At 68.9% G+C, this 20,939-nt stretch carries 13 protein-coding genes and 1 pseudogene; 11 read left to right on the top strand and 3 right to left on the bottom strand.

The window, feature by feature from the left end:
- Positions 1-91 precede the first annotated feature (91 nt).
- Entirely contained in the window at positions 92-1,276 is a 1,185-nt protein-coding gene (locus CSEG_RS19155) for an acyl-CoA dehydrogenase family protein (RefSeq protein WP_013080885.1), read from the bottom strand.
- A 97-nt stretch (positions 1,277-1,373) separates the two neighbouring features.
- Between CSEG_RS19155 and CSEG_RS19150 the strand changes: the two genes are divergently transcribed.
- Positions 1,374-2,123, top strand: a complete 750-nt coding sequence (locus CSEG_RS19150) for a helix-turn-helix transcriptional regulator (protein WP_013080884.1) — start codon at positions 1,374-1,376, stop codon at positions 2,121-2,123.
- 4 nt (positions 2,124-2,127) lie between these two features.
- Here CSEG_RS19150 and CSEG_RS19145 read toward each other — a convergent pair whose 3' ends face one another.
- On the bottom strand, positions 2,128-2,760 hold the full coding sequence (locus tag CSEG_RS19145; RefSeq protein WP_013080883.1) for a TetR/AcrR family transcriptional regulator: 633 nt from the start codon (positions 2,758-2,760) through the stop codon (positions 2,128-2,130).
- 369 nt (positions 2,761-3,129) lie between these two features.
- Between CSEG_RS19145 and CSEG_RS19140 the strand changes: the two genes are divergently transcribed.
- From CSEG_RS19140 to CSEG_RS19130, 3 genes are all read left to right on the top strand, one after another.
- Complete coding sequence (locus tag CSEG_RS19140) at positions 3,130-4,293, top strand: efflux RND transporter periplasmic adaptor subunit (protein WP_013080881.1); 1,164 nt, start codon at positions 3,130-3,132, stop codon at positions 4,291-4,293.
- A 172-nt stretch (positions 4,294-4,465) separates the two neighbouring features.
- On the top strand, positions 4,466-7,642 hold the full coding sequence (locus tag CSEG_RS19135; RefSeq protein ID WP_013080880.1) for an efflux RND transporter permease subunit: 3,177 nt from the start codon (positions 4,466-4,468) through the stop codon (positions 7,640-7,642).
- Positions 7,642-9,051 (top strand): efflux transporter outer membrane subunit, encoded by a 1,410-nt coding sequence (locus CSEG_RS19130; protein ID WP_013080879.1) that lies wholly within the window; start codon positions 7,642-7,644, stop codon positions 9,049-9,051. Before CSEG_RS19135 ends, CSEG_RS19130 begins: the two co-directional genes overlap by 1 nt.
- Here the strand turns inward: CSEG_RS19130 and CSEG_RS19125 are convergent, their stop codons facing one another.
- Positions 9,052-9,879: a LytTR family DNA-binding domain-containing protein gene (locus CSEG_RS19125; protein WP_167535142.1), complete on the bottom strand. Its 828-nt coding sequence runs from the start codon at positions 9,877-9,879 to the stop codon at positions 9,052-9,054. It lies immediately after the preceding gene.
- A gap of 62 nt (positions 9,880-9,941) precedes the next feature.
- Between CSEG_RS19125 and CSEG_RS19120 the strand changes: the two genes are divergently transcribed.
- From CSEG_RS19120 to CSEG_RS19090, 7 genes and pseudogenes are all read left to right on the top strand, one after another.
- Entirely contained in the window at positions 9,942-10,502 is a 561-nt protein-coding gene (locus tag CSEG_RS19120) for a DUF2306 domain-containing protein (RefSeq protein WP_013080877.1), read from the top strand.
- A 41-nt stretch (positions 10,503-10,543) separates the two neighbouring features.
- On the top strand, positions 10,544-10,984 hold the full coding sequence (locus CSEG_RS19115; protein WP_013080876.1) for a DUF2141 domain-containing protein: 441 nt from the start codon (positions 10,544-10,546) through the stop codon (positions 10,982-10,984).
- Between the two features lie 11 nt (positions 10,985-10,995).
- Positions 10,996-12,462, top strand: a complete 1,467-nt coding sequence (locus CSEG_RS19110) for a carotenoid oxygenase family protein (protein ID WP_013080875.1) — start codon at positions 10,996-10,998, stop codon at positions 12,460-12,462.
- Between the two features lie 183 nt (positions 12,463-12,645).
- Positions 12,646-13,341 (top strand): TetR/AcrR family transcriptional regulator, encoded by a 696-nt coding sequence (locus tag CSEG_RS19105; protein ID WP_013080874.1) that lies wholly within the window; start codon positions 12,646-12,648, stop codon positions 13,339-13,341.
- A 273-nt stretch (positions 13,342-13,614) separates the two neighbouring features.
- Positions 13,615-15,855 carry a TonB-dependent receptor gene (locus CSEG_RS19100; RefSeq protein WP_013080873.1) on the top strand — a complete coding sequence of 747 codons (2,241 nt, stop codon included), beginning with the start codon at positions 13,615-13,617 and terminating at the stop codon, positions 15,853-15,855.
- Positions 15,856-15,938: 83 nt separating this feature from the next.
- A pseudogene (locus CSEG_RS19095) lies at positions 15,939-17,263 on the top strand (spinster family MFS transporter).
- An 87-nt stretch (positions 17,264-17,350) separates the two neighbouring features.
- The gene (locus CSEG_RS19090) at positions 17,351-20,713 is read left to right on the top strand and encodes a glycosyltransferase (protein WP_013080872.1); all 3,363 of its coding nucleotides are present in this window, start codon (positions 17,351-17,353) and stop codon (positions 20,711-20,713) included.
- Positions 20,714-20,939: the final 226 nt, after the last annotated feature.

Raw genomic sequence — 20,939 nt, 5'->3', positions numbered from 1 at the left:
TGGCCGCGCCTGCATTGGGCGCGCGCTCTGGAGGCAGCGTGCGGTCGGGCTATTCGCGTAACAAGCTATCGGAAATGATAGGGGCGGGATCTCAGAGCCCCAGGACCAGCTTGGCGATGATGTCGCGCTGGATCTCGTTGGAGCCGCCATAGATCGACGCGGCGCGATTGTTCAGGTAGCGGGCCATGGCGGTCAGGCCGTGGGTCGGGCCGACGGGAAGCTCGTTGGAGCCGGCCTCGCGGGCCTTGGGCTGATGGGGCGCGGCGTAGGCGGCGAGCGTGTCGACGGCCAGCTCGTCGAGGCGCTGCAGTTGCTCCGAGCCTTGGGTCTTGAGGATAGACGAGGCGGGCCCCGGCTTGCCGCCGGTCGCCAGGGCGCTCAGCACCCGACGCTCGGTGATGTCGATGGCCAGCGCTCCGATCTCGGCTTCGGCGAGGCGGCGGCGGTGGTGGGGATCGTCGATCACCGCCTCGGCGCGCGCCATGTCCCGCAGCCGTTCGAGCCCGGCGTGGAGCCCGGCCGCGTAGCCGCCGCCCCGCTCGAACTCCAGCAGGTGCTTGGCGACGGTCCAGCCCTGGTTCTCCCCGCCCAGGCGGTCGGTCTTCGGCGTCCGGACGTCGTCGAAGAACACCTGGTTGACCTCGTGCTCGCCGGCCAGGGTGACGATCGGGTCGACGCGGATCCCCGGCCGATCCATCTCGATCAGCAGGAAGGTGACGCCCGCCTGCGGCTTGCCCTCGGTCGACGTGCGGACCAGGCAGAACATGTGGGTCGCCCAGTGGGCGTGGGTGGTCCAGATCTTCGAGCCGTTCAGCACGTAGTCGTCGCCGTCCGCCACGGCGCGCATCTGCAGGGAGGCAAGGTCCGAGCCCGCCCCCGGCTCGGAATAGCCCTGGCACCAGTAGTCCTGACCCGACAGGATGCGCGGCAGGTAGCGGGCCTTCTGCTCGGAGGTCCCGAACGCCATGATGGCCGGCGCGACCATGCGCAGGCCCATGGGGGCGAGGTTGGGGGCGCCGGCGCGGGCGCATTCGGCGAAGAAGACGTGGCGCTGGATATCGCTCCAGCCAGGGCCGCCATGCTCGACCGGCCAGGTCGGCGCGGCCCAGCCTTTTTCATGCAGAATCCTCTGCCAGGCCAGGCTGTGGGCCTTGTCGCAGAAGACGCTGGTCATGCGGCGGCCCGCCTCTCGCAGCGCCGGCGTCAGCCTGGCGTCCAGGAAGGCGCGCACCTCGTCGCGGAAGGCCAGATCGGCCGCCGACAGTTCCAAATCCACGCGCGTGCTCCCTCGTTCGGCGTCGTCGGGGAAACTTGCGAAGGGGCGGCGGGGGCGCGCAAGCTATCGGAACCGATAGGGAGAGCGGGCGAGCTCAATGGCCAACGGGACGGACGACAAGGGGCGTCTGGCGCGGGTCACGGCGCTGGCCGAACGCGTGGCCGCGCTGGGTCGCGAGATGGGCCTGCCCTATGTCGCCGCCAGCGCCGACATCTCCAGCCCCGAGCCGATGCTGGGCGTCGACGGCAAGCCGCTGGCCGAGACGACCTTCGAGTGGCTGGACAGCGCGCTGCGCTACTGGCGCGATCGGGCCTTCGCCTTGCGGGCCCCGTTCATCCTGGCCGCCCGCTATACGGCCGAACCGTTCTTCTATCACCAGGGCCGCTTCGCCAGCTGGCGGCCGATGCCGCGACTGGAGACGATCGAGGTCGCGGATGCGGCGGAGTCGTTTGGCGTCCGGTCGGCGATCATCGCGCCGGCATACCTGACCGGCGGCGTGATCGGGGCGGTGGTGTGGGCCGCGGCGAATTCGGTCGAGAATGTCCCGGCCCTCTATGCCGCGAGGGCCGACGAACTGCACGGCGCGGCGCTACGCCTCGTCTCGGCCTATCGCGACGGCCAGGACGACGACGCCCCGCCGGTGCGGCTGACCAAGCGCGAGATCCAGTGCCTGAAGTGGGCGGCGGCCGGCAAGACCGACGCCGACATCGCCCAGATCATCGGCATAGCGGGCCCGACGGTCCGCTTCCACGTCCAGAACGCGGCCCTGAAGCTTCGCGTCGCCGGCCGCGCCCAGGCGATCCATCGGGCGACGGGCCTGGGCTATATCGGCGGGGGCGCCGTCTAGCGGCTCAGCATCCGTCCAGGTGGTAGCGGATCAGCGCCCGGGCCGAGCGGGCCACGGCGCGTGACGGGCCATCGGCGCCGAGGGTGACGCGGGCGATGTAGGAGCCTTCCATCAGCAACATCAGGGCGTCGGCCAGATCGTCGTCCTTGGCCCCGGCGCGGCGCGCCAGGTCCGTGAGCCGCCGGTGCAGCTCCTTCTTGTAGTTCACCGAGACGACCTGGGCCGGGTGACCTTCCTCATGCAGCTCGATGGCCGCGTTGGACAGCGGGCAGCCGTGGACGTCCTTGTTGCAGGCCTTGGTCTCGAAGGCGTCGAAGATCGCCTCGAGCTGGGCGCGCGGGTCGGTGCAACAGACGGCGGTGACGCTTTCCCACCAGGCCCAGTATTCCCGCTCCTGCTCGCGCAGGACCTCGGCCACCAGTTCGTCCTTGGACGGGAAGTTCCGATAGAGCGTCATCTTCGTGGCGTCGGCCTCGGCGGCGATCGTCTCGACGCCCACGGCGCGAATGCCGTGCTGATAGAACAGCTCGCGGGCGGTCTCGAAGATCCGGTCACGCGCCGGACGTTTGGACGTCGGCGCGCAAGCGCCTGCCTCCTTATCGCCCAAAGCCCCGTCCCCAGAATTTCTTGTCGCCATTTTGGCAGGCCTCTCCTTGACGTGCGAGTTACCGGTCAGTATCTCTCGCCCTAAGCGATGATACCGAACGGTCTCGTCACATCCTAAATCGTCCTTCGGGTCGCCCGGGTCAAGTAACAGACCCTGCGACATTTCATCCTTAACCCCCTCTGGAGCGCGCGCCAATGCCCCCGCAAACAAACGTTTACGTCACCGCGCCCCAAGCGGCGAAGTCCAAGGTTTTCCTGAGCTTCTTCAAGGCCAGGTCCGAAGGCGTCGCGAACTGGACGACGGCCCGCTCCCTTGGCCAGTCCACCCGTCGCACGCCGCGACGCCCCGTCTTCGAATAGTCCGCCCCCTCCCGATTTTCCGTTCGACAGGTTCCTCCCCATGCGTCTCCAACCCGTCATCACGTCCTTCGCCGGCCTCGCCGCCGTCGCCGTGCTGGCCGCCTGCTCGGCCCAAGCCAAGCAGGACGCCGCCGCCGCGCCGCCGCCCGCCCAGGTCACCGTCACCGACGTCGCCTTCAAGTCCCTGCGCCAGTGGGACGACTTCACCGGCCGCCTCGAGCCGATCGACACCGTCGAGATCCGCCCGCGCGTCTCCGGCTATATCGACGGCGCCCAGTTCACCGAGGGCGCGCGCGTCCACAAGGGCCAGGTGCTCTTCCAGATCGACCCGCGCCCCTACAAGGCCGAGGCCGACCGCACCGCCGCCGAGGTGGCCCGCGCCAAGGCCCAGCTGGACCTGGCGGTGGTCAACCGCGAACGCGGTCGTCGCCTGATCGAGCAGAACGCCCTGGCCCAGAGCGAATTCGATCGCCTGGCCTCCGAGGAGCGCGCGGCCCAGGCCAACCTCTCCGCCGCCCAGGCCGCCCTGCAGACCGCTCGCCTGAACCTGGAATGGACGCGGGTGACCTCGCCAATCGACGGCCGGATCTCCAAGGCCATCATCACGCGTGGCAACCTGGTCACCCAGTCGTCGCTGCTCACGACCGTGGTGTCCGACACCCCGATCTACGCCGAGTTCAACGCCGACGAGCAGACCTTCCTCAAGTACGCCTCGGCCGAACGCGGCAAGGGCGGGCCGGTCTATATGGGCCTGATGACCGAAGAGGGTTATCCGCACGTCGGCAAGCTGGCCTTCATCGACAACGCCATGGACGCCAGGAGCGGCACCATCGCCGGCCGGGCGATCTTCGCCAACGCCGACGGCCGCTTCACGCCGGGCCTGTTCGCCCGCATCCGCCTGGTCAGCGCCGAGAGCCAGACCGTCGCCCTGGCGCCCGACCGCGCCATCGCGACCGATCTGGGCAAGCGCTTCGTGGTGGTGGTCAACAGCGCCAACAAGGCCGAGTACCGCCCGGTCGAGATCGGCCCGCTGGCGGGCAACCTGCGCATCATCCGCTCGGGCCTGAAGCCCGGCGACCGGGTGATCGTCGGCGGCCTGCAGAAGGTCAAGCCGGGCGACACCGTCGCGCCGATCAAGGTCAAGACCGACAAGGTCGACCTGGATCAACTGGCCCAGGTCGAAAGCCCGATCCGCCAGAACTGAGATCTCGCCTTCCCCGTGTTGGGGAAGGGCTGGGATGGGGGTGATCTCCGCGCTGACAGCCACGCGCGGGGTTCGCCTTCCTCCACGGTGATCACCCCCACCCTTACCCCTCCCCCTCAGGGCGGAGGGGTCGCCAAACACGTCTCCTCCCCGGAGCTCCAGGACGACCCGCATGTCCTTTTCAAAGTTCTTCGTGAACCGACCGCGCTTCGCGGCCGTGCTCTCGATCATCATCTTCATCGCCGGCCTGGTCTCGCTGCCGCAGCTGCCGATCAGCGAGTACCCGGAAGTGGTGCCGCCGACCGTGGTCGTGCGCGCGGCCTATCCGGGCGCCAACCCGTCCGTCATCGGCCAGACCGTCGCCGCGCCGCTCGAGCAAGCGATCAACGGCGTCGAGGGGATGATCTACCAGTCGTCCCAGTCGGCCGCCGATGGGGCGATGGTGCTGACCGTCACCTTCGCGCTCGGCACCGACCTCGATAAGGCCCAGGTGCAGGTCCAGAACCGCGTCGCCCAGGCCCTGCCCAAGCTGCCCCAGGAGGTGCAGCGGATCGGCGTGACCACCGACAAGGCCTCGCCCGACCTGACCCTGGTCGTGCACATGATCTCGCCGAACAACCGCTACGACATGCTGTACCTCAGCAACTACGCGCAGCTGAACGTGCGCGATCGGCTGAAGCGCATCGACGGCGTCGGCGACGTGCAGACCTTCGGCGCGGGCGCGTATTCGATGCGCGTCTGGCTGGATCCCGAAAAGCTGGCCGCCCTGTCGATGACCGCCGGCGACGTGGTCCGCGCCCTGCGCGAGCAGAACGTCCAGGTGGCCGCCGGCCAGCTGGGCGCGCCGCCCAACGCCGGCTCCGGCGCCGACTTCCAGCTGTCGATCAACGCCCCCGGCCGCCTGACCGACGAGGAGCAGTTCCGGAACGTCATCATCCGCTCGGGCGAGGACGGCCAGATCACCCGCCTGGGCGACGTCGCCCGCGTGGAACTGGGCGCCAACAACTACGCCCTGCGCAGCTTGCTCGACAACAAGTCGGCCGTCGCCATGCCGATCTTCCAGCGCCCCGGCTCCAACGCCCTGCAGATGGCGGCCGAGGTCAAGAAGACCATGAAGGAGCTCAAGAAGGAGTTCCCCGAAGGCGTCGACTACGAGATCATCTACGACACCACGGCCTTCGTGCAGGAGAGCATCGACTCGGTGGTCCACACCCTGATCGAGGCGATCATCCTGGTCGTCATCGTGGTGGTGATCTTCCTGCAGGGCTGGCGCGCCTCGGTGATCCCGCTGATCGCCGTGCCCGTCTCGCTGATCGGCACCTTCGCCGTCATGCTGATGCTGGGCTTCGGTCTGAACGCGCTCACCCTGTTCGGCCTGGTTCTCGCCATCGGCATCGTCGTCGACGACGCCATCGTGGTGGTCGAGAACGTCGAGCGGAACATCACCAACGGCCTGGAGCCCGCCGCGGCGACGCGAAAGGCCATGGGCGAGGTCACCGGACCGATCATCTCGACGGCCCTCGTGCTGTGCGCGGTGTTCATCCCGACCGCGTTCATCAGTGGTCTGTCGGGCCAGTTCTACCGTCAGTTCGCCCTGACCATCGCCATCTCGACGGTGATCTCGGCCATCAACTCCCTGACCCTGTCGCCGGCCCTGGCCGCGGTGCTCCTGAAGTCGCATGACGCGCCCAAGGACCGCTTCCAGAAACTGATCGACCGGGCGCTGGGCTGGTTGTTCAACCCGTTCAACCGTTTCTTCGCCCGGGCTTCCAACGGCTATGTCAACGGCGTGGCCAAGACCCTGGGCCGCTCGACCGCGGGTCTCGTGGTCTATGGCGTGCTGCTGGCCCTGACGGTCTTTGCGTTCTCCAAGACCCCGACCGGCTTCGTGCCGCAGCAGGACAAGGCCTACGTGGTCGCCGTCGTGCAGCTGCCCGACGCCGCCTCGCTGGACCGCACCGAAGCGGTGATCCGCCAGATGGGCGAGATCTCCAAGGGTATCCCGGGCGTGAAGAGCTCGGTGGCCTTCCCGGGTCTGTCGGTGAACGGCCTGATCAACAGCCCCAACTCCGGCGCGGTGTTCTACACGCTCACCGACTTCAAGGACCGTCGCGAAAAGGACAAGCAGGCCGGCGCCATCGTGGCGGCTCTGAACCAGAAGTTCGCCTCGATCCCCGACGCCCAGATCGCCGTCTTCCCGCCCCCGTCCGTTCAGGGCTTGGGCACCATCGGCGGGTTCCGGATGCAGATCGTCGACAAGGCGGGCCTGGGTCCGGACGAGCTGAACAAAGCCACCCAGAACCTGATGGACAAGGCGCGGCAGGACCCGGCCCTGGCGGGGATCTTCTCCAGCTACCAGGTCAGCGTTCCGAAGATCCAGGCCGACATCGACCGTGAGAAGGCGAGGGCCCAGGGCGTGTCCCTGACCGACCTCTTCGAGACGATGCAGGTCTATCTGGGCTCGCTGTACGTCAACGACTTCAACCGCTTCGGGCGGACCTACGAGGTCAACGTGCAGGCCGACCAGCGCTTCCGCCTGCAGCCCGAGCAGATGCTGCGCCTGCAGACCCGCAACGGCGACGGCCAGATGATCCCGCTGGGCGCCTTCGTCAGCTTCCACGAGACCACCGGTCCCGACCGCGAGAGCCACTACAACGGCATGCTGACCGCCGAGATCAACGGCGGCCCCGCGCCCGGCTACTCGACCGGCCAGGCCCAGAAGGCGCTTGAGGATCTCGCCAAGAAGGAGCTGCCCAACGGCATGGGCTACGAGTGGACCGAGCTGACCTACCAGCAGATCCTGGCGGGCAACACGGCGATCTTCATCTTCCCGCTCTGCGTGCTGCTGGCCTTCCTGGTGCTGGTCGCCCAGTACGAGAGCTGGAGCCTGCCGCTGGTCGTCATCCTGATCGTCCCGATGACCCTGCTGTCGGCCCTGGCCGGCGTGTGGATCAGCAAGGGCGACAACAACATCTTCACCCAGATCGGCCTGATCGTGCTGGTGGGGCTGGCGTGTAAAAACGCCATCCTGATCGTGGAGTTCGCCAAGGAGCGCGAGGAGCACGGCGACAGCCCGCTCCAGGCGGTCCTGGAGGCCTGCCGCCTGCGCCTGCGGCCGATCCTGATGACCTCGATCGCCTTCATCATGGGGGTCTATCCCCTGGTGGTGTCGCACGGGGCCGGGGCGGAGATGCGCCGCGCCATGGGCGTGGCGGTGTTCTCCGGCATGCTGGGCGTGACGGTCTTCGGCCTGATCCTGACCCCGATCTTCTACTACGTCATCCGTCGCTTCACGGCCCGCAAGGCCGTGGCGAAGACGGAGCTGACTTCGCCCGCGGAGGCGCACTGATGTCTGTCTTCAAGCCCACCCTGCGCGCCGCGCTGATCGCCGGCGTCGCCCTGACGGCCGCCGCCTGCGCGGTCGGTCCGAACTACAGGGCGCCGGCGACCCCGCCGGCGGCCTTCCAGAACGCCGACCCGGCCGTCTTCACCGCCGCCAATCCGGAAGCGGCGTGGTGGAAGGCGTTCGGCGACCCCGTGCTCGACCAGCTGGTCGGCCAGGCGCTGAGCGCGAACCTCGACCTGAGGATCGCCCTGGCTCGCGTCGCCGAGGCCCGCGCCCTGTTCACCGAGCAGAAGCTGGACGTGCTGCCCCACGTCACGGCCGACGGGACCTACACCAAGAGCAAGCAGCAGCAGCCCGGTCTCACCACCGACCGGATCGAGAGCCAGACCTACCAGGCCGGCTTCGACGCCCGCTGGGAGATTGACCTGTTCGGCCGCGTCCGTCGGGGCGTGGAGGCGGCGGGGGCGGAAGCCGGCGCGGCCCAGGCCGACCTGCGCGACGCCCAGGTCACCGTCGCCGCCGAGGTGGCCCGCAACTATCTGGAGCTGCGCGGCGCCCAGGAGCGGCTCAAGGTCGCCAACCGCAACCTCGCGACCCAGCGCGAAACGCTCCGCCTGACCAAGGTGCGGTTCGACGCCGGGGCGGGCAGCCCGATCGACGTCGCCTCGGCCCAGGCGCGCCTGAACGCCACCGAGGCCGCGATCCCAAGCCTGATCACGGCGGCGACCCGCGCCAACTATCGCCTGGCGGTGCTGACCGGCCAGCGTCCCGGCGCGCTCGACGCGCTGCTGGTCGCCCGAGAGGCCGACACGCGTCCCCTGGTCGCCGCGCTGCCGATCGGCGAGGCGGGTCAGTTCCTGCGCCGCCGTCCCGACGTCCAGGCGGCCGAGCGTCGCCTGGCGGCGTCCACCGCCCAGGTCGGGGTGGCCACGGCCGATCTCTTCCCGCGCGTCTCGGTGACCGGCTTCGTCGGCTTCCTGTCGGGGACCTCGACGGGCTTCGGAAACAGCGCCAGCCAGGCGTGGTCCGTGGCGCCGACGGTCAGCTGGCCGGCCCTCGACCTCGGCAGCGCCCACGCCCGCCTGCGCGCGGCGCGGGCTCGGGACGACGCGGCGTTGGCGGCCTATGACAGGGCCGTGCTCCTGGCGCTGGAGGACCTGGAGAACGCCCTGGTCGCCTACCGCCAGCAGCAGGCCCAGCTGAAGAGCTTGGCCGACCAGGCGGCGGCCTCGCGCCGCGCGGCCGAGTTGGCCCGCATCCAGTACCGCGAGGGCGGCATCGACTTCCTCGTGCTGCTGGACGCCGAGCGCACCCTGCTGGCCGCCGAGGACGCTCTCACGGTCGCCGAGACCGGCGTCAACACCGACGTCGTGGCGATCTACAAGGCGCTGGGCGGCGGCTGGACCAGCTGATCAGAACCAGCCCGCCTCGCGTAGCGCCTTGGCGTAGGCGCGGCTGACCGGCGCCTCGACGCCGCCTTTCAGGGAGAGGATCGCCCGGCCGTCGCCGCGCCGGGCGTCCTCGACCGCCGCCTTGGCCACCCACCACGAGCGGTGGGTCTGGGCGCCCTCGATGCCTTCCAGCTCGGCGATGGCGTCCGACAGGCGCATCAGGATCAGGTCCTGGCCGCGCGAGGTGTGCAGGCGCAGATAGTGATCCTCGGCCTCGACCGCGTGCAGCTCGCCGCCGCGCAGCTTGGGCGGCAGGCGGTCGAGGAAGCGGGGCGCGGGCGCGCCCTTGGGCGCGGCGTGGGTCTCGAGCGGCCGACGCTGGACCAAGAAGTTGAGCGCGGTCATGGCCGTGGTCACGATCAGCACCGGTAGCAGGTAGCGCGGCAGGGCTTCCACCCTCAGGCCACGCACGAACAGCATCTCACTGACGAACCAAACCACGCCCGTGAACGGCAGAGTGATCAGGACGACGGTCATCACGCCGTAGAGCCACGGGTGGTTGTCGGCGCGCCCCTCGCGACCGATCAACTGAGTGACGCCCGTGCCGACGACCGCGCCGGCCAGGCAAAGCCCGACCCAATAGGCGAGCCGCATCAGAATAGGCACATCGCCGGAGCCCATCGCGCCGATCAACGCCAGGAACACGCCGGCGGCGCCTGACACCAGATAGCCGCGCAACGCCTCGGGTCCGAAGAGCGCCGTTCGCGAAGCGTGAATGGCGTCGCCCAGCCGCTCACGAAGCGAGGGCGGCGATTGGCGCAAAGACGATTGAGACACGAGGCCGCCCACTCCAACACCGACGTCGACGGCGAGGCGATCGGTCGCCCCGCTCGAACCGGGAGTGAAGGAAGATGGATGCGAAGGCCAAGTCAATCGGTCGCCTTGTGCTGGGCGACGACGCCCTGAGGAACGCGATCCTGGGCGTGGCGCTGGCGGTCCTGATCGTCGTGGTGGCCGCGCCCAGGATGTTCGGCGGCATGGGCGCGTTCCTGGTCGAGCGCGGCGTCCATCCTCATGCGCCGGACCTGTCCCTGCTGGCGGCCCAGCCGCTGGCCATCAAGATCCACCTGACCGCCGCCGTGACCGCGCTCCTGATCGGCGTCGCCCTGATGATGCGGGTGAAGGGGACGGGCCTGCACAAGGCGCTGGGCTGGACCTGGGTGATCGCCATGGGCGTCACCGCCGTCAGCTCGCTGTTCATCCGCCAGCTGAACCACGGCCACTTCAGCTTCATCCACCTGCTGTCCGGCTGGACGATCGTGGGCCTGCCCGGCGCGGTCTACGCGATCAAGCGCGGCAAGGTCGCGACGCACCGCAAGGCCATGACCGGCATGTTCGTCGGCGGCCTGCTGCTGGCCGGCCTGTTCGCCTTCATCCCGGGTCGCCTGCTCTGGGCCCTGTTCCTGGGCTGAGCCGGTCCTTTCCCAACCCATCGAAAACTAGGAGCTTCGACATGACCCTCTCCAAGACCCTGCTCGCCGGCCTCGCCTTGGCCGTCCTGGCCGCCGCCCCGGCCGCCCGCGCCCAGGAGGCGCTCGGCGACCTGACCCTGTCCTTCCCAGGTCTCGCGACCAAGTCGGGCAAGGTGATGATCGCCGTCTATGACAGCGCCCAGGGCTGGGCCGCCGGCAAGGCGGTGCGGGTCGCCATGGCCCCGGCCTCGGACTCCGAACCCAGCGCCAAGATCCCGGCGCTGCCGACCGGGACCTACGCCGTCCGCGTGTTCCAGGACGTCGATGGCGACGGCAAGATGAGCAAGAACCCTTTCGGCCTGCCGACCGAGCCCTACGGCTTCTCGCGCGACGCCATGGGTCAGATGGGCCCGCCGACCTTCGACGACGCCGCCTTCGAGGTGAAGGCCGGCGCCAACGCCCAGACGCTGCACCTGAAATAGGGGAGGGCGCCATGAACCGACGCGACATCCTGCGCGGCGCGGCCCTGGCGGGCGGGGCCGCCCTGCTGACCCCCGAGGCGGTGTGGGCCGCCGCCGCCAACGCCAAGGCTGGGGACTGGACCCTGGGCCTGGTCGATGTCGAGAGCGACCTCGCGCCGACCGCCATGACCCGGCTGCACGGCCGCGCCCCGGCCGAGCTCAAGGGCACGCTGTTCCGCAACGGCCCGGCCAAGTTCCGCCGACCCGGCGGCTCGGTCGGCCACTGGTTCGACGGCGACGGCATGGTCCGCAAGTTCCAGATCGCCGACGGGCAGGCGCGCATGGCCGCCCGCTTCGTCGATACGGTCAAGCGTCGCAACGACACCGCCGCCGACGCCGTGATCACGCCCGGCTACGGCACCGCTCCGGGCCCCGCCGCGCGCCTGACGGGCCCCGACGACGCCAACGCCGCCAACACCTCGGTGATCATGGCCGGTGGAGAGCTCTGGGCGCTGTGGGAGGGCGGCTCGCCGACGGCGCTCGATCCGGCCACCCTGGAGACGCGCGGCTTCAAGACCCTGCGTCCGGACCTGAAGGGCATGCCGTTCCTGGCTCACCCACGCGTCCAGCCGGACGGGACGATCTGGAACCTTGGCCTCTCGGGCCGTCACGCCATCGTCTGGAAGCTCGCTGCGGACGGCGCCTTGCAGAAGGCCGAGATGATCGAGCTGCCGCGCGCCAGCTACATGCACGATTTCACGGCCACCGCGCGCCATCTGGTGATCCTGCTGCAGCCGTGGGTGGTCGACCGCTTCCGGATGCCGATCTCCACCGCCATGGTCTGGAAGCCGGAGCTGGGGACCCAGGTCCTGGTGATCGACAAGGACGACCTGTCCAAGCGCCGCGTGTTCGAGCTGCCGCCGTTCTTCTTCTTCCACCTGGGCGATGCCTGGGAGGAGCGCGACGGGACCATCCGCTTCGACGCCTGCATCAACGACGACGCGTCGGGCACGGCCCAGAACGCCGGCCTCTTTCTGCAAGGCCGACATGTTCGCGCCGTTCCGCCTCGCCGGACCCTGATCACCCTGCGCGCGAACGGTCGCGCCGACATGACCCAGGAAACGGTCTCGGCCGAGTTCCCGCGCGGCGACGCGCGTTTCGCCGGCGAGGCGCGCCAGTACTCCGTCCACCTCACCAACGAGCAGCCCGAGCGACCTCTGTTCCAGAGCGTGGCGGTGCGCGACTGGAAGCGCGACCGCGATCAGGCCTTCAACTTTGGCCCGCGTCACCTGGTCGAAGAGATGGTCTTCGTCCCGCGCCCCGGCTCCAGCCAGGAACTGGACGGCTGGATCGTGGGCACGACGCTCAATCTGGACGCCAAGGCCACCGAGCTGCACGTCCTCGACGCCCGTCACGTGGACAAGGGCCCGATCGCCGCCTGGCGCGCGCCCGTCGCCCTGCCCGTGACCTTCCACGGCGTCTTCGTGCAGAGCGCGTAGGTTCAGTGTGAGCGGTTGAACCGCCCGACGCGCTCTGAAAGCAGGGAGATGGGGCCTGTTCATCTGGTTTAGCTGGACCATCTAAACCAGACGGTCTCCAGGCCTGAGAGAACGCGGGTCCTTGCCAGGCCCGTCGGGTTGCGCCTATCCGAGGACGGAGCGCAACAAGGCGGGCCTTTCCTCATGACCGCAGCCAAGCCTCCGACCCGCCCCGGCGGGCGGGGCCGTCCGTCCAAGGCCAAGGGCCTGGACCTGAAGGAGACGATCCTCGACGCGGCCGAGGGCCTGTTCGCGCGTCACGGCTTCTATGGCGTCACGACCCGGCAGGTGGCGGCCGAGGCGGGCGTCGACACGGCGCTGATCCACTACTACTTCGGCGCCAAGCGCGAGCTGTTCGACGCGGTGTTCCTGCGCCGGGCCGAGATCCTGAACCAGGCTCGCGAGGCCTCGATGGACGCCTATCTGGCGGACCATGGCGGCGCGATGACCGTCGAGGGCGTGATCGAGGCCTTCATCGATCCGCTGCTGCGCATCTCGCAGGACGGCGGACCCGGCTGGAAGAGCTACTTCGCGCTGGTGGCCCAGGTGAACAACACGCCGGCCTGGGGCGGCGAGACCATGACCCGCTTCTTCGATCCGGTTGTTCACCGCCTGGTCGAGACGCTGAAGACCGTCCGGCCCCAGGCGGCGTATCGCGACCTCTATTGGTGCTATCAGTTCCTGACCGGCTCGATGATGCTGGCCCTGTCGGAGACCGGTCGCATCGACTCGCTGTCGGAAGGCGAATGCCATTCCAGCGATCTGGAGGCCGTGCGGGCGCGGCTGTTCGCCTACTGCGCCGCCGGATTCGAGGCGGTGATCGCCAAGGCCGGCGCGTAGTCTCTCCTTCCCCGCGTTGCGGGGGAGGTGGCCCAGAGGGCCGGAGGGGGCGAGCTCGGCCGACCTCCAGCTAGCCCCCAGTCGCTCCGCGACAGCTCCCCCGCATCGCGGGGGAGCATCATTTTCATCACTTGATGAAAAATGGGCTGGCGCGCGCCGCCGGTTCGGGCGATGGTGTCCGCAATTCGCTGTTCGATGAAATGGCGAAACTCCCGAACCAGCGCCCGCGAAGACGGACCGGTCGGGACGGGCGGAAACGAGGGAGGGAAACCCATGACTTCGATGTGGAAGGCCGCATTGCTGGCCGGCGCGGCGTTCAGCGCCATCGCGGGCGGCGCTTCGGCGCAGCAGGCTCCGGCCGCCGACGACAGCGTCGGCGTCGAACAGGTGGTGGTCACCGCCCGTCGGCGCGAAGAGAATCTCAAGGACGTGCCGGTCGCCGTCTCGGCTTTCTCGGCCGACAGGCTGGAGCGCGCCGGCGGGACCGACATCACCGTCCTGCAGCAGACCACCCCCAACATCACGGTGCAGACCGCGCGCGGCTCGAACTCGACCTTGATCAGCTACATCCGGGGCGTCGGCCAGCAGGATCCGCTGTGGGGCTACGAGCCCGGCGTCGGCCTCTATGTCGACGACGTCTACATCTATCGCCCGCAGGGCGCGGTGCTCGACATCTTCGACATCGAGCGCATCGAAGTGCTGCGCGGCCCGCAGGGCACGCTGTACGGCCGCAACACCATCGGCGGCGCGATCAAGTACGTCACCAAGCGCCTCGGCGACGAGGCCGGCGCCAAGGTCAAGGCCACCTACGGCAGCTACAACCAGACCGACCTGCTGGTCTCGGGCCAGACGCCGATCGGCGGCGGCTTGTCGGTGGGCGGCGCGTACGCTCTCTACAAGCGCGACGGCTACGGCAAGAACCTGACCACGGGCGCCGAGCACTACGACAAGGACGTCCAGGCCTATCGCCTGAGCGCCGAATACAAGCCGACCGAGGACCTGTTCTTCCGCCTGGCCTACGACCACGTCACGGACGATTCCAACCCCCGCCACGGTCACCGCGAGCTTCCGTCGCTGACGGGCGGCTATCAGGTGCTGGACGTCTATGACACGCAAGCCGGCCTTGGCGACAAGAACCACGTCATGACCAAGGGTCTGTCGCTGACTGGCCAGTGGAACGTCACCGACAAGGTCACGCTGAAGTCGATCACCGCCAATCGCCGCGGTCACACCGACACCCTGATCGACTTCGACGGCACGCCGGCCCCGACGCTCGACATTCCGGCCACCTATGACGACCGATCGTTCTCGCAGGAACTGCAGGCGGTCTACGCCGACGAGAACGTCCAGGGGGTCTTTGGCCTCTACTACATGAACAGCCAGGCCTCGGGCGAGTTCGACACCATCGCCGGCAACCTCGGCGTCTCGATCGCCGACGGCGGCAAGGTCAGCACCCAGAGCTTCGCGGCCTTCTTCGACTTCAGCGCCAACCTGACGGACCGGCTGAAGGTCTCGCTGGGGGCCCGCGCCACGCGCGACGCCAAGCGCGCCAACGTGTTCCGCCTGTTCTATCTCGGCGCGACGCCCTCGCCCTATCAGGGCGGGACCCCGCGTCCGATCCTGCAGACGCGCACCAACTACAGCGCCGACAAGACCTTCGAGCAGTTCACCCCGCGCGTCTCGGTCTCGTACGAGCTGTCCGACGACCTGACGACCTACGCCTCGTTCTCCAAGGGCTACAAGTCGGGCGGCTGGGACATGCGCGGCGACGCCTTCATCACCCCGCAAACGGTCAACGGCTACAAGCCCGAGGTCGTGAAGACCTACGAAGCGGGCCTGAAGGGCTTCGCCCTGGAGCGGCGGGTGTCGTTCTCGTCGGCGATCTTCCTGTCGAAGTACACCGACCAGCAGGTCACGACGCAGGTCGTGGTGCCGTCGGGCATCGCCAGCTCGGTCGACAACGCCGGCGCCTCCACCCTCTACGGCGGCGAGTTCGAGGCCAGCGCCAAGCTCGCCCCGAGCCTGACGGCCAATGTCGCCGTGGGCTACATCCACGCCAAGTACGACACCTTCAGCCGCTTCGTGCCGGCTGGCGCCCCCAACCCGCTGAACCCGTCGCAGACCCTGGCGACCGGCCAGGTGATCAACGTCGCCGACCTCTACGGCTTCCAGAACACCCCCAAGTGGACGGGCAATGTCAGCCTGACCTGGCGCGGCGAGCTGGCGGGCGGGGATCTGGCGATCACGCCGATGGTCAGCTATCGCGACAAGTACCAGCAGTTCGAGCAGCCCCTGCCGGCCCTGGACCAGAAGGCCTTCACCCTGGTGGACCTGACGGCGATCTGGACCGCGCCGGGCGGCAAGTACAAGCTGGCCCTGACCGGCAAGAACCTGACCAACGAGCGCTATCGCACGGGCGGCTACAACTTCGCCGGCGCCACCTACAACAACTCGGTGATCGGCTTCTACGGACCGCCGCGCACCGTCGCGGGCTCGATCGAGGTCGCGTTCTGATCTAGGCGAAGGCTGGGGCGGGGCTTGCTGCAACAAGCTCCGCCCGATTTTTATGTAACCCGTGGCGTAAGGTGGGGCGATCGATGAGCGACAATGAGAACGCGGCGCCGGTGAAAGCGTCCGGCTATCGCTACGTCGTCCTGGCCATGCTGGTGCTGGCCTACACCTTCAATTTCCTGGACCGGCAGATCCTCGGCATCCTGGCCAAGCCGATCAAGGACGAGTTCGGCCTGACCGACGCCCAGTTCGGCCTGATGGGCGGCCTGGCCTTCGCGCTGCTCTACACGACCCTCTGGCCATCCCGATCGCGTGGCTCGCCGACCGCTTCAGCCGCGTTTGGATCATGACCGCGGCCCTGACCCTGTGGAGCGGCTTCACGGCCCTCTGCGGCGTGGTCGGAAGTTTCAGCCACCTGTTCTTGGCCCGCATGGGCGTGGGCATCGGCGAGGCGGGCGGCGTCGCGCCGGCCTATTCGTTGATCTCCGACTATTTCCCCAAGCATCAGCGCGCCCGCGCCCTGGCGGCCTACGCGTTCGGTATTCCGTTGGGCACGGCGGCGGGCACGCTGGTCGGCGGCCTGCTGGCGGTCCACTACGGCTGGCGTACGGCCTTCATCGTGGTGGGTCTGCTGGGCGTGCTGCTGGCGCCGGTGTTCCGCCTGGTCGTGCGGGATCCGCCGCGCGGCGGCGCTGATCGCGCGCCCGGCCAAGTCGCGCCGCCGCCGGCGCCGGCCGCTCCGCTGGGGCAGGTGGCGCGCCTGCTGGCCGCCAAGCCCAGCTTCTGGCTTCTCTCGCTGGGCGCGGCGTCCTCGTCGGTCTGCGGCTATGGCGTCGCGGCCTGGCTGCCGTCGTTCTTCATGCGCAGCCTGGGCCTGACCCTGTCGCAGACGGCCTGGTACTATTCCGGCATCGCCTTCCTGGGCGGCGTGGTCGGCATCTGGCTGGGCGGCGTGATGGCCGACAAGCTGGGGGCCAAGTCCAAGGCCGGCTACCCGCTGACGCCCGCCGTGGCCTTCCTGATCTCGGTGCCCTGCTTCCTGTTGGCGATGAACAGCGGCGTCCTGGTCGGTGGTCTTGGTCCCCAGGCGGCCCTGGCCGTCGCCTTCGTCATCTTCCTGATCCCGACGGGCCTGAACCTGACCTGGCTGGGGCCCATCACGGCGGCCGTCCAGCACCTGGCGCCGGCGCCGATGCGCACGACCGCCTCGGCCCTGTTCCTGCTGATCAACAACCTGCTGGGCATCGCCGTCGGCCTCTACTACTTCGGCAAGGTCTCGGACGTGCTCAAGCCCGTCTTCGGCGCGGAGTCCCTGCGCTGGGCGATCTATACCGGCATGGGCTTCTATCTGCTGGCCGCGCTGCTGTTCTTCCTGGCCTCGCGCCGCCTGGACCGCGATTGGGTCGACTAAGGGGGCGGCCGTAAGCCGCACCGCCGCCACCGCCACGCTTCGGTCAAGATCGGGTATCAAAGCCGCGACAAATCGCGAGCGCGCTGAATGACCCCCGAAGACCGTCCTATCTTTCACGACCCGACGGGCAAGCGTGAACGCCGGGCCAAGCTGGTCCTCGGGATCGTCATCTCGCTGATCGCCGCCATGGTGGCGGGCTTCGTCGCGACCCTGGCCTTCGCGCCGCGCCTGCCCGATGCGCCGCTGAAGGACCCGCGCGTCCTGACCGCCCTGCACCAGGAGACGCCGCGCAGGACCAAGCCGGTCACCTCGTGGCGGCGCGTCCCGCGTCCCAAGGCCGCCTCCAGCGACGCCGGCACGCGGCCGCTGTCGGTCGGCTTCTATGTCGATTGGGACCAGGACAGCCGCGAGTCCCTGCGCCGCAATATCGACAAGCTGGACGTCGTCTCGCCGCAGTGGGTGGCGATCAAGGGGGCCGGTGGCGACATCGTCGTGACCGACGATCCGGAAGGCGCCGCGCGGATCGCCAACGCGCCCAACCACCCGGCCGTGCTGCCCCTGGTGCACAACTCCGCCAACGCCGCCTTCGACGGTCCGCGAGGCGACGCCCTGCTGAGCGATCCCAAGGCGCGCGCCAAGCTGATCGCCAATCTCAAGGACCTTGCCGCCCAGCGCGGCTTCGGCGGCTATGTCTTCGACTTCGAGGCGCTGTCGGACAAGGGCCTGGCCGCCTATCCCAAGTTCCTGGCCGAGGCCCGCGCGGCTTTCCAGCCCGCCGGGCGCGAGGTCTGGGTCGCGGCGCCCTACGACGCGCAAGGGTGGCCGCTCAAACGCCTTGCGGAGGCCTCCGACACCGTCGTGCTGATGGCCTACGACCAGCACTACGCCGGGGGAAACCCTGGTCCCAACGCCGGACAAGACTGGTACCAGGCCGAGCTGGCCAAGCGCTTCTCCGAGCTTGACCCGGCGCACACGGTGCTGGCGCTGGCCGCCTACGGTTACGACTGGACGCTGGACAAGCAAGGCCGCCCGGCGTCCGGCGCGCCGGCGACGTTCCACGAGGCGATGCGCAACGCCCAGGACGCCGGCGCGGCGATCCGGATGGACCAGGACGTACTCAATCCGACCTACGCGTACACCGACGACAACGGCGACGACCACGTCGTCTGGTTCACGGACGCTGTCACTCTGTTCAACGAGGTCAAGGTCACCGACCCCTGGAAGCCGCGCGGCTACGCCCTCTGGCGGATGGGCATGGAGGATCCGGGCGTCTGGTCGTTGCTGGGCAAGCCGTACGGCCAAGTCTCCGCCTCGGGCCTGACGATCCTGGCCAACGGTCAGGGCGTCGATTTCGACGGCGGCGGCGAAGTTCTTCGGGTCGCGGCCCTGCCGACGCCGGGCAAGCGCAGCCTGCAGCTCGACCCGTCCACCGGTCTGATCTCCAACGAGACCTACGACGTCATTCCCAGCTCCTACGTCATCGAACGCTATGGCCAGCGGAAGGGCATGGTCGCCCTGACCTTCGACGACGGCCCCGATCCGCGCTGGACGCCGAAGATCCTCGACATCCTCAAGGCCAAGCACGCTCCCGCCACCTTCTTCGTGATCGGCCAGAACATGCAGCGGCGGCCGGACATCGTGCAGCGCGAGGTCGCCGAGGGTCACGATGTCGGCGGTCATAGCTGGACCCACCCCAATATCGGCGAGACGCCGCTGCCGCAGGTGCAGGTCGAGCTGAACGCCACCCAGCGCCTGTTCGAGGTGCTGACGGGCCGTTCGATGCGCCTGTTCCGGCCGCCGTACTTCGGTGACGCCGAACCCTCGACCCCACACGAGGTCGCGCCGCTGGTGATCGCCCAGACCCTGGGCTACATGACCGTCGGCCTCCGGATCGACCCCGACGACTGGCAAAAGCCCACCCCCCAGCAGATCATCGACCGCACGCTGGACCGCCTGGACAACCCGGGGGACCGGCCAGGGCAGGTGGTGCTGCTGCACGACGCCGGGGGCGACCGCAGCCACACGGTGGCGGCGCTACCCGGCCTGATCGACGCGATCCGGGCGCGCGGCTACAAGCTCGTCACCATTGGCGAGCTGGCCGGCATGACGCCCGAGCAGGTGATGCCGCCCACGTCGCGCACGGCGCTGGACCTGGCGATCGACCGCCTGGGCTTCGACTTCTTCCGCTGGACCCAGGCCTGCATGGCCGCGCTCTTCATCATGGCTATCTTCCTGGGCGTGGCGCGCCTGGTGTTCCTGGCCAGCCTGGCGCTGGTCCACCGCTACTGGACGCACGAGGCGCCGGTCGATCTCGATCCCGAGACCGGTCCGCTGGTCAGCGTGCTGATCCCTTGCTTCAACGAAGAGAAGGTGATCGCCGCCTCGATCGCGCGGATCCTGGAGTCGGACTGGAAGACCCTCGAGGTGCTGGTCCTCGACGACGGCTCCAAGGACGGGACGGCCGACGAGGTGCGCAAGCACTTCGCCGATGATCCGCGCGTCACGCTGCTGTCGTTCGAGAACGGCGGCAAGGCGCGGGCCGTCAACCGCGGCCTCGCCGTGGCCAAGGGCGAGTATGTGGTGGCGCTGGACGCCGACACCCTGTTCCCGCGCGAGACCATCGGCCGGCTGGCGCGCTGGTTCCAGGACCCGGACATCGGCGCGGTGGCCGGCAACGCCATCGTCGGCAATCGCGTCAACATCGTCACCCGCTGGCAGGCCTTGGAGTACGTCACCGCCCAGAACCTGGAGCGCCGGGCGCTTTCGGCGCTCGGCGCCGTCACCGTGGTGCCCGGCGCGGTCGGGGCCTGGCGCAAGAGCGTGCTCGACGCCTTGGGCGGCTATCCGTCAGACACCCTGGCCGAGGACCAGGACCTGACGATCGCCTGTCAGCGCGCGGGCTGGAAGGTCGCCTTCGATCCCGAGGCCCGCGCCTACACCGAGGCCCCGGACACCGTCGGCGGCCTGCTCAAGCAGCGCTTCCGCTGGTCGTTCGGCACGTTGCAGTGCGTGTGGAAGCACCGCCAGGCGATGTTCAGCCGCAAGACGCCGGTGCTGGGCTTCGTCGCCCTGCCGCAGATCTGGCTGTTCCAGATCATCCTGGCCGTGGCGGCGCCCCTGGTGGACCTGGCGGTCATCTGGAGCTTGATCAGCGGCCTCTACGGCGCCGTGGCTCACCCGGTTGAGTGGCGACCCGACGACATGCTGCTGGGCCTGGCCTACTGGGCGATCTTCATCGCGGTGGACCTGGCGGCCGGCGCGCTGGGCATGGCGCTGGAGAAACGCGCGCCGTGGGCCGACCTGCCGTTCCTGCCCGTTCAGCGGTTCGGCTACCGCCAGCTGATGTACTACGTCGTGGTCAAGTCGGTGTTCATGGCCGTCCGCGGCGGTCGCGTCGGCTGGGGCAAGCTGGAGCGACGGGCCACCGTATCGGTCGCCTCGGACGCATGATCCCATGCGTCCGGCGGATGGAAAGCGTTGTCATCGCGGGAAAAGGGTGTGACCGGTAACAGTTCCGCAACGTCAAGGCTTTCTCTTGCCGGGCCAGGGCAGGGGATGCGCGATGACCTCTCATTGGGGGCGATAAGCGCGCAAGCCTTCACCTTATCGTCCACACGCGGTTGCGCCTGCGAAATAGCGCTCCTATAACCCCGCCACATTTCAGAAAGCCGTCGTC

It is taken from the genome of Caulobacter segnis ATCC 21756, from assembly GCF_000092285.1.
In the GTDB taxonomy this organism is placed as follows: domain Bacteria; phylum Pseudomonadota; class Alphaproteobacteria; order Caulobacterales; family Caulobacteraceae; genus Caulobacter; species Caulobacter segnis.
The sequence above is the reverse complement of the archived record's forward strand: the minus strand, read 5'-3'. Positions and strand labels throughout refer to the sequence as shown.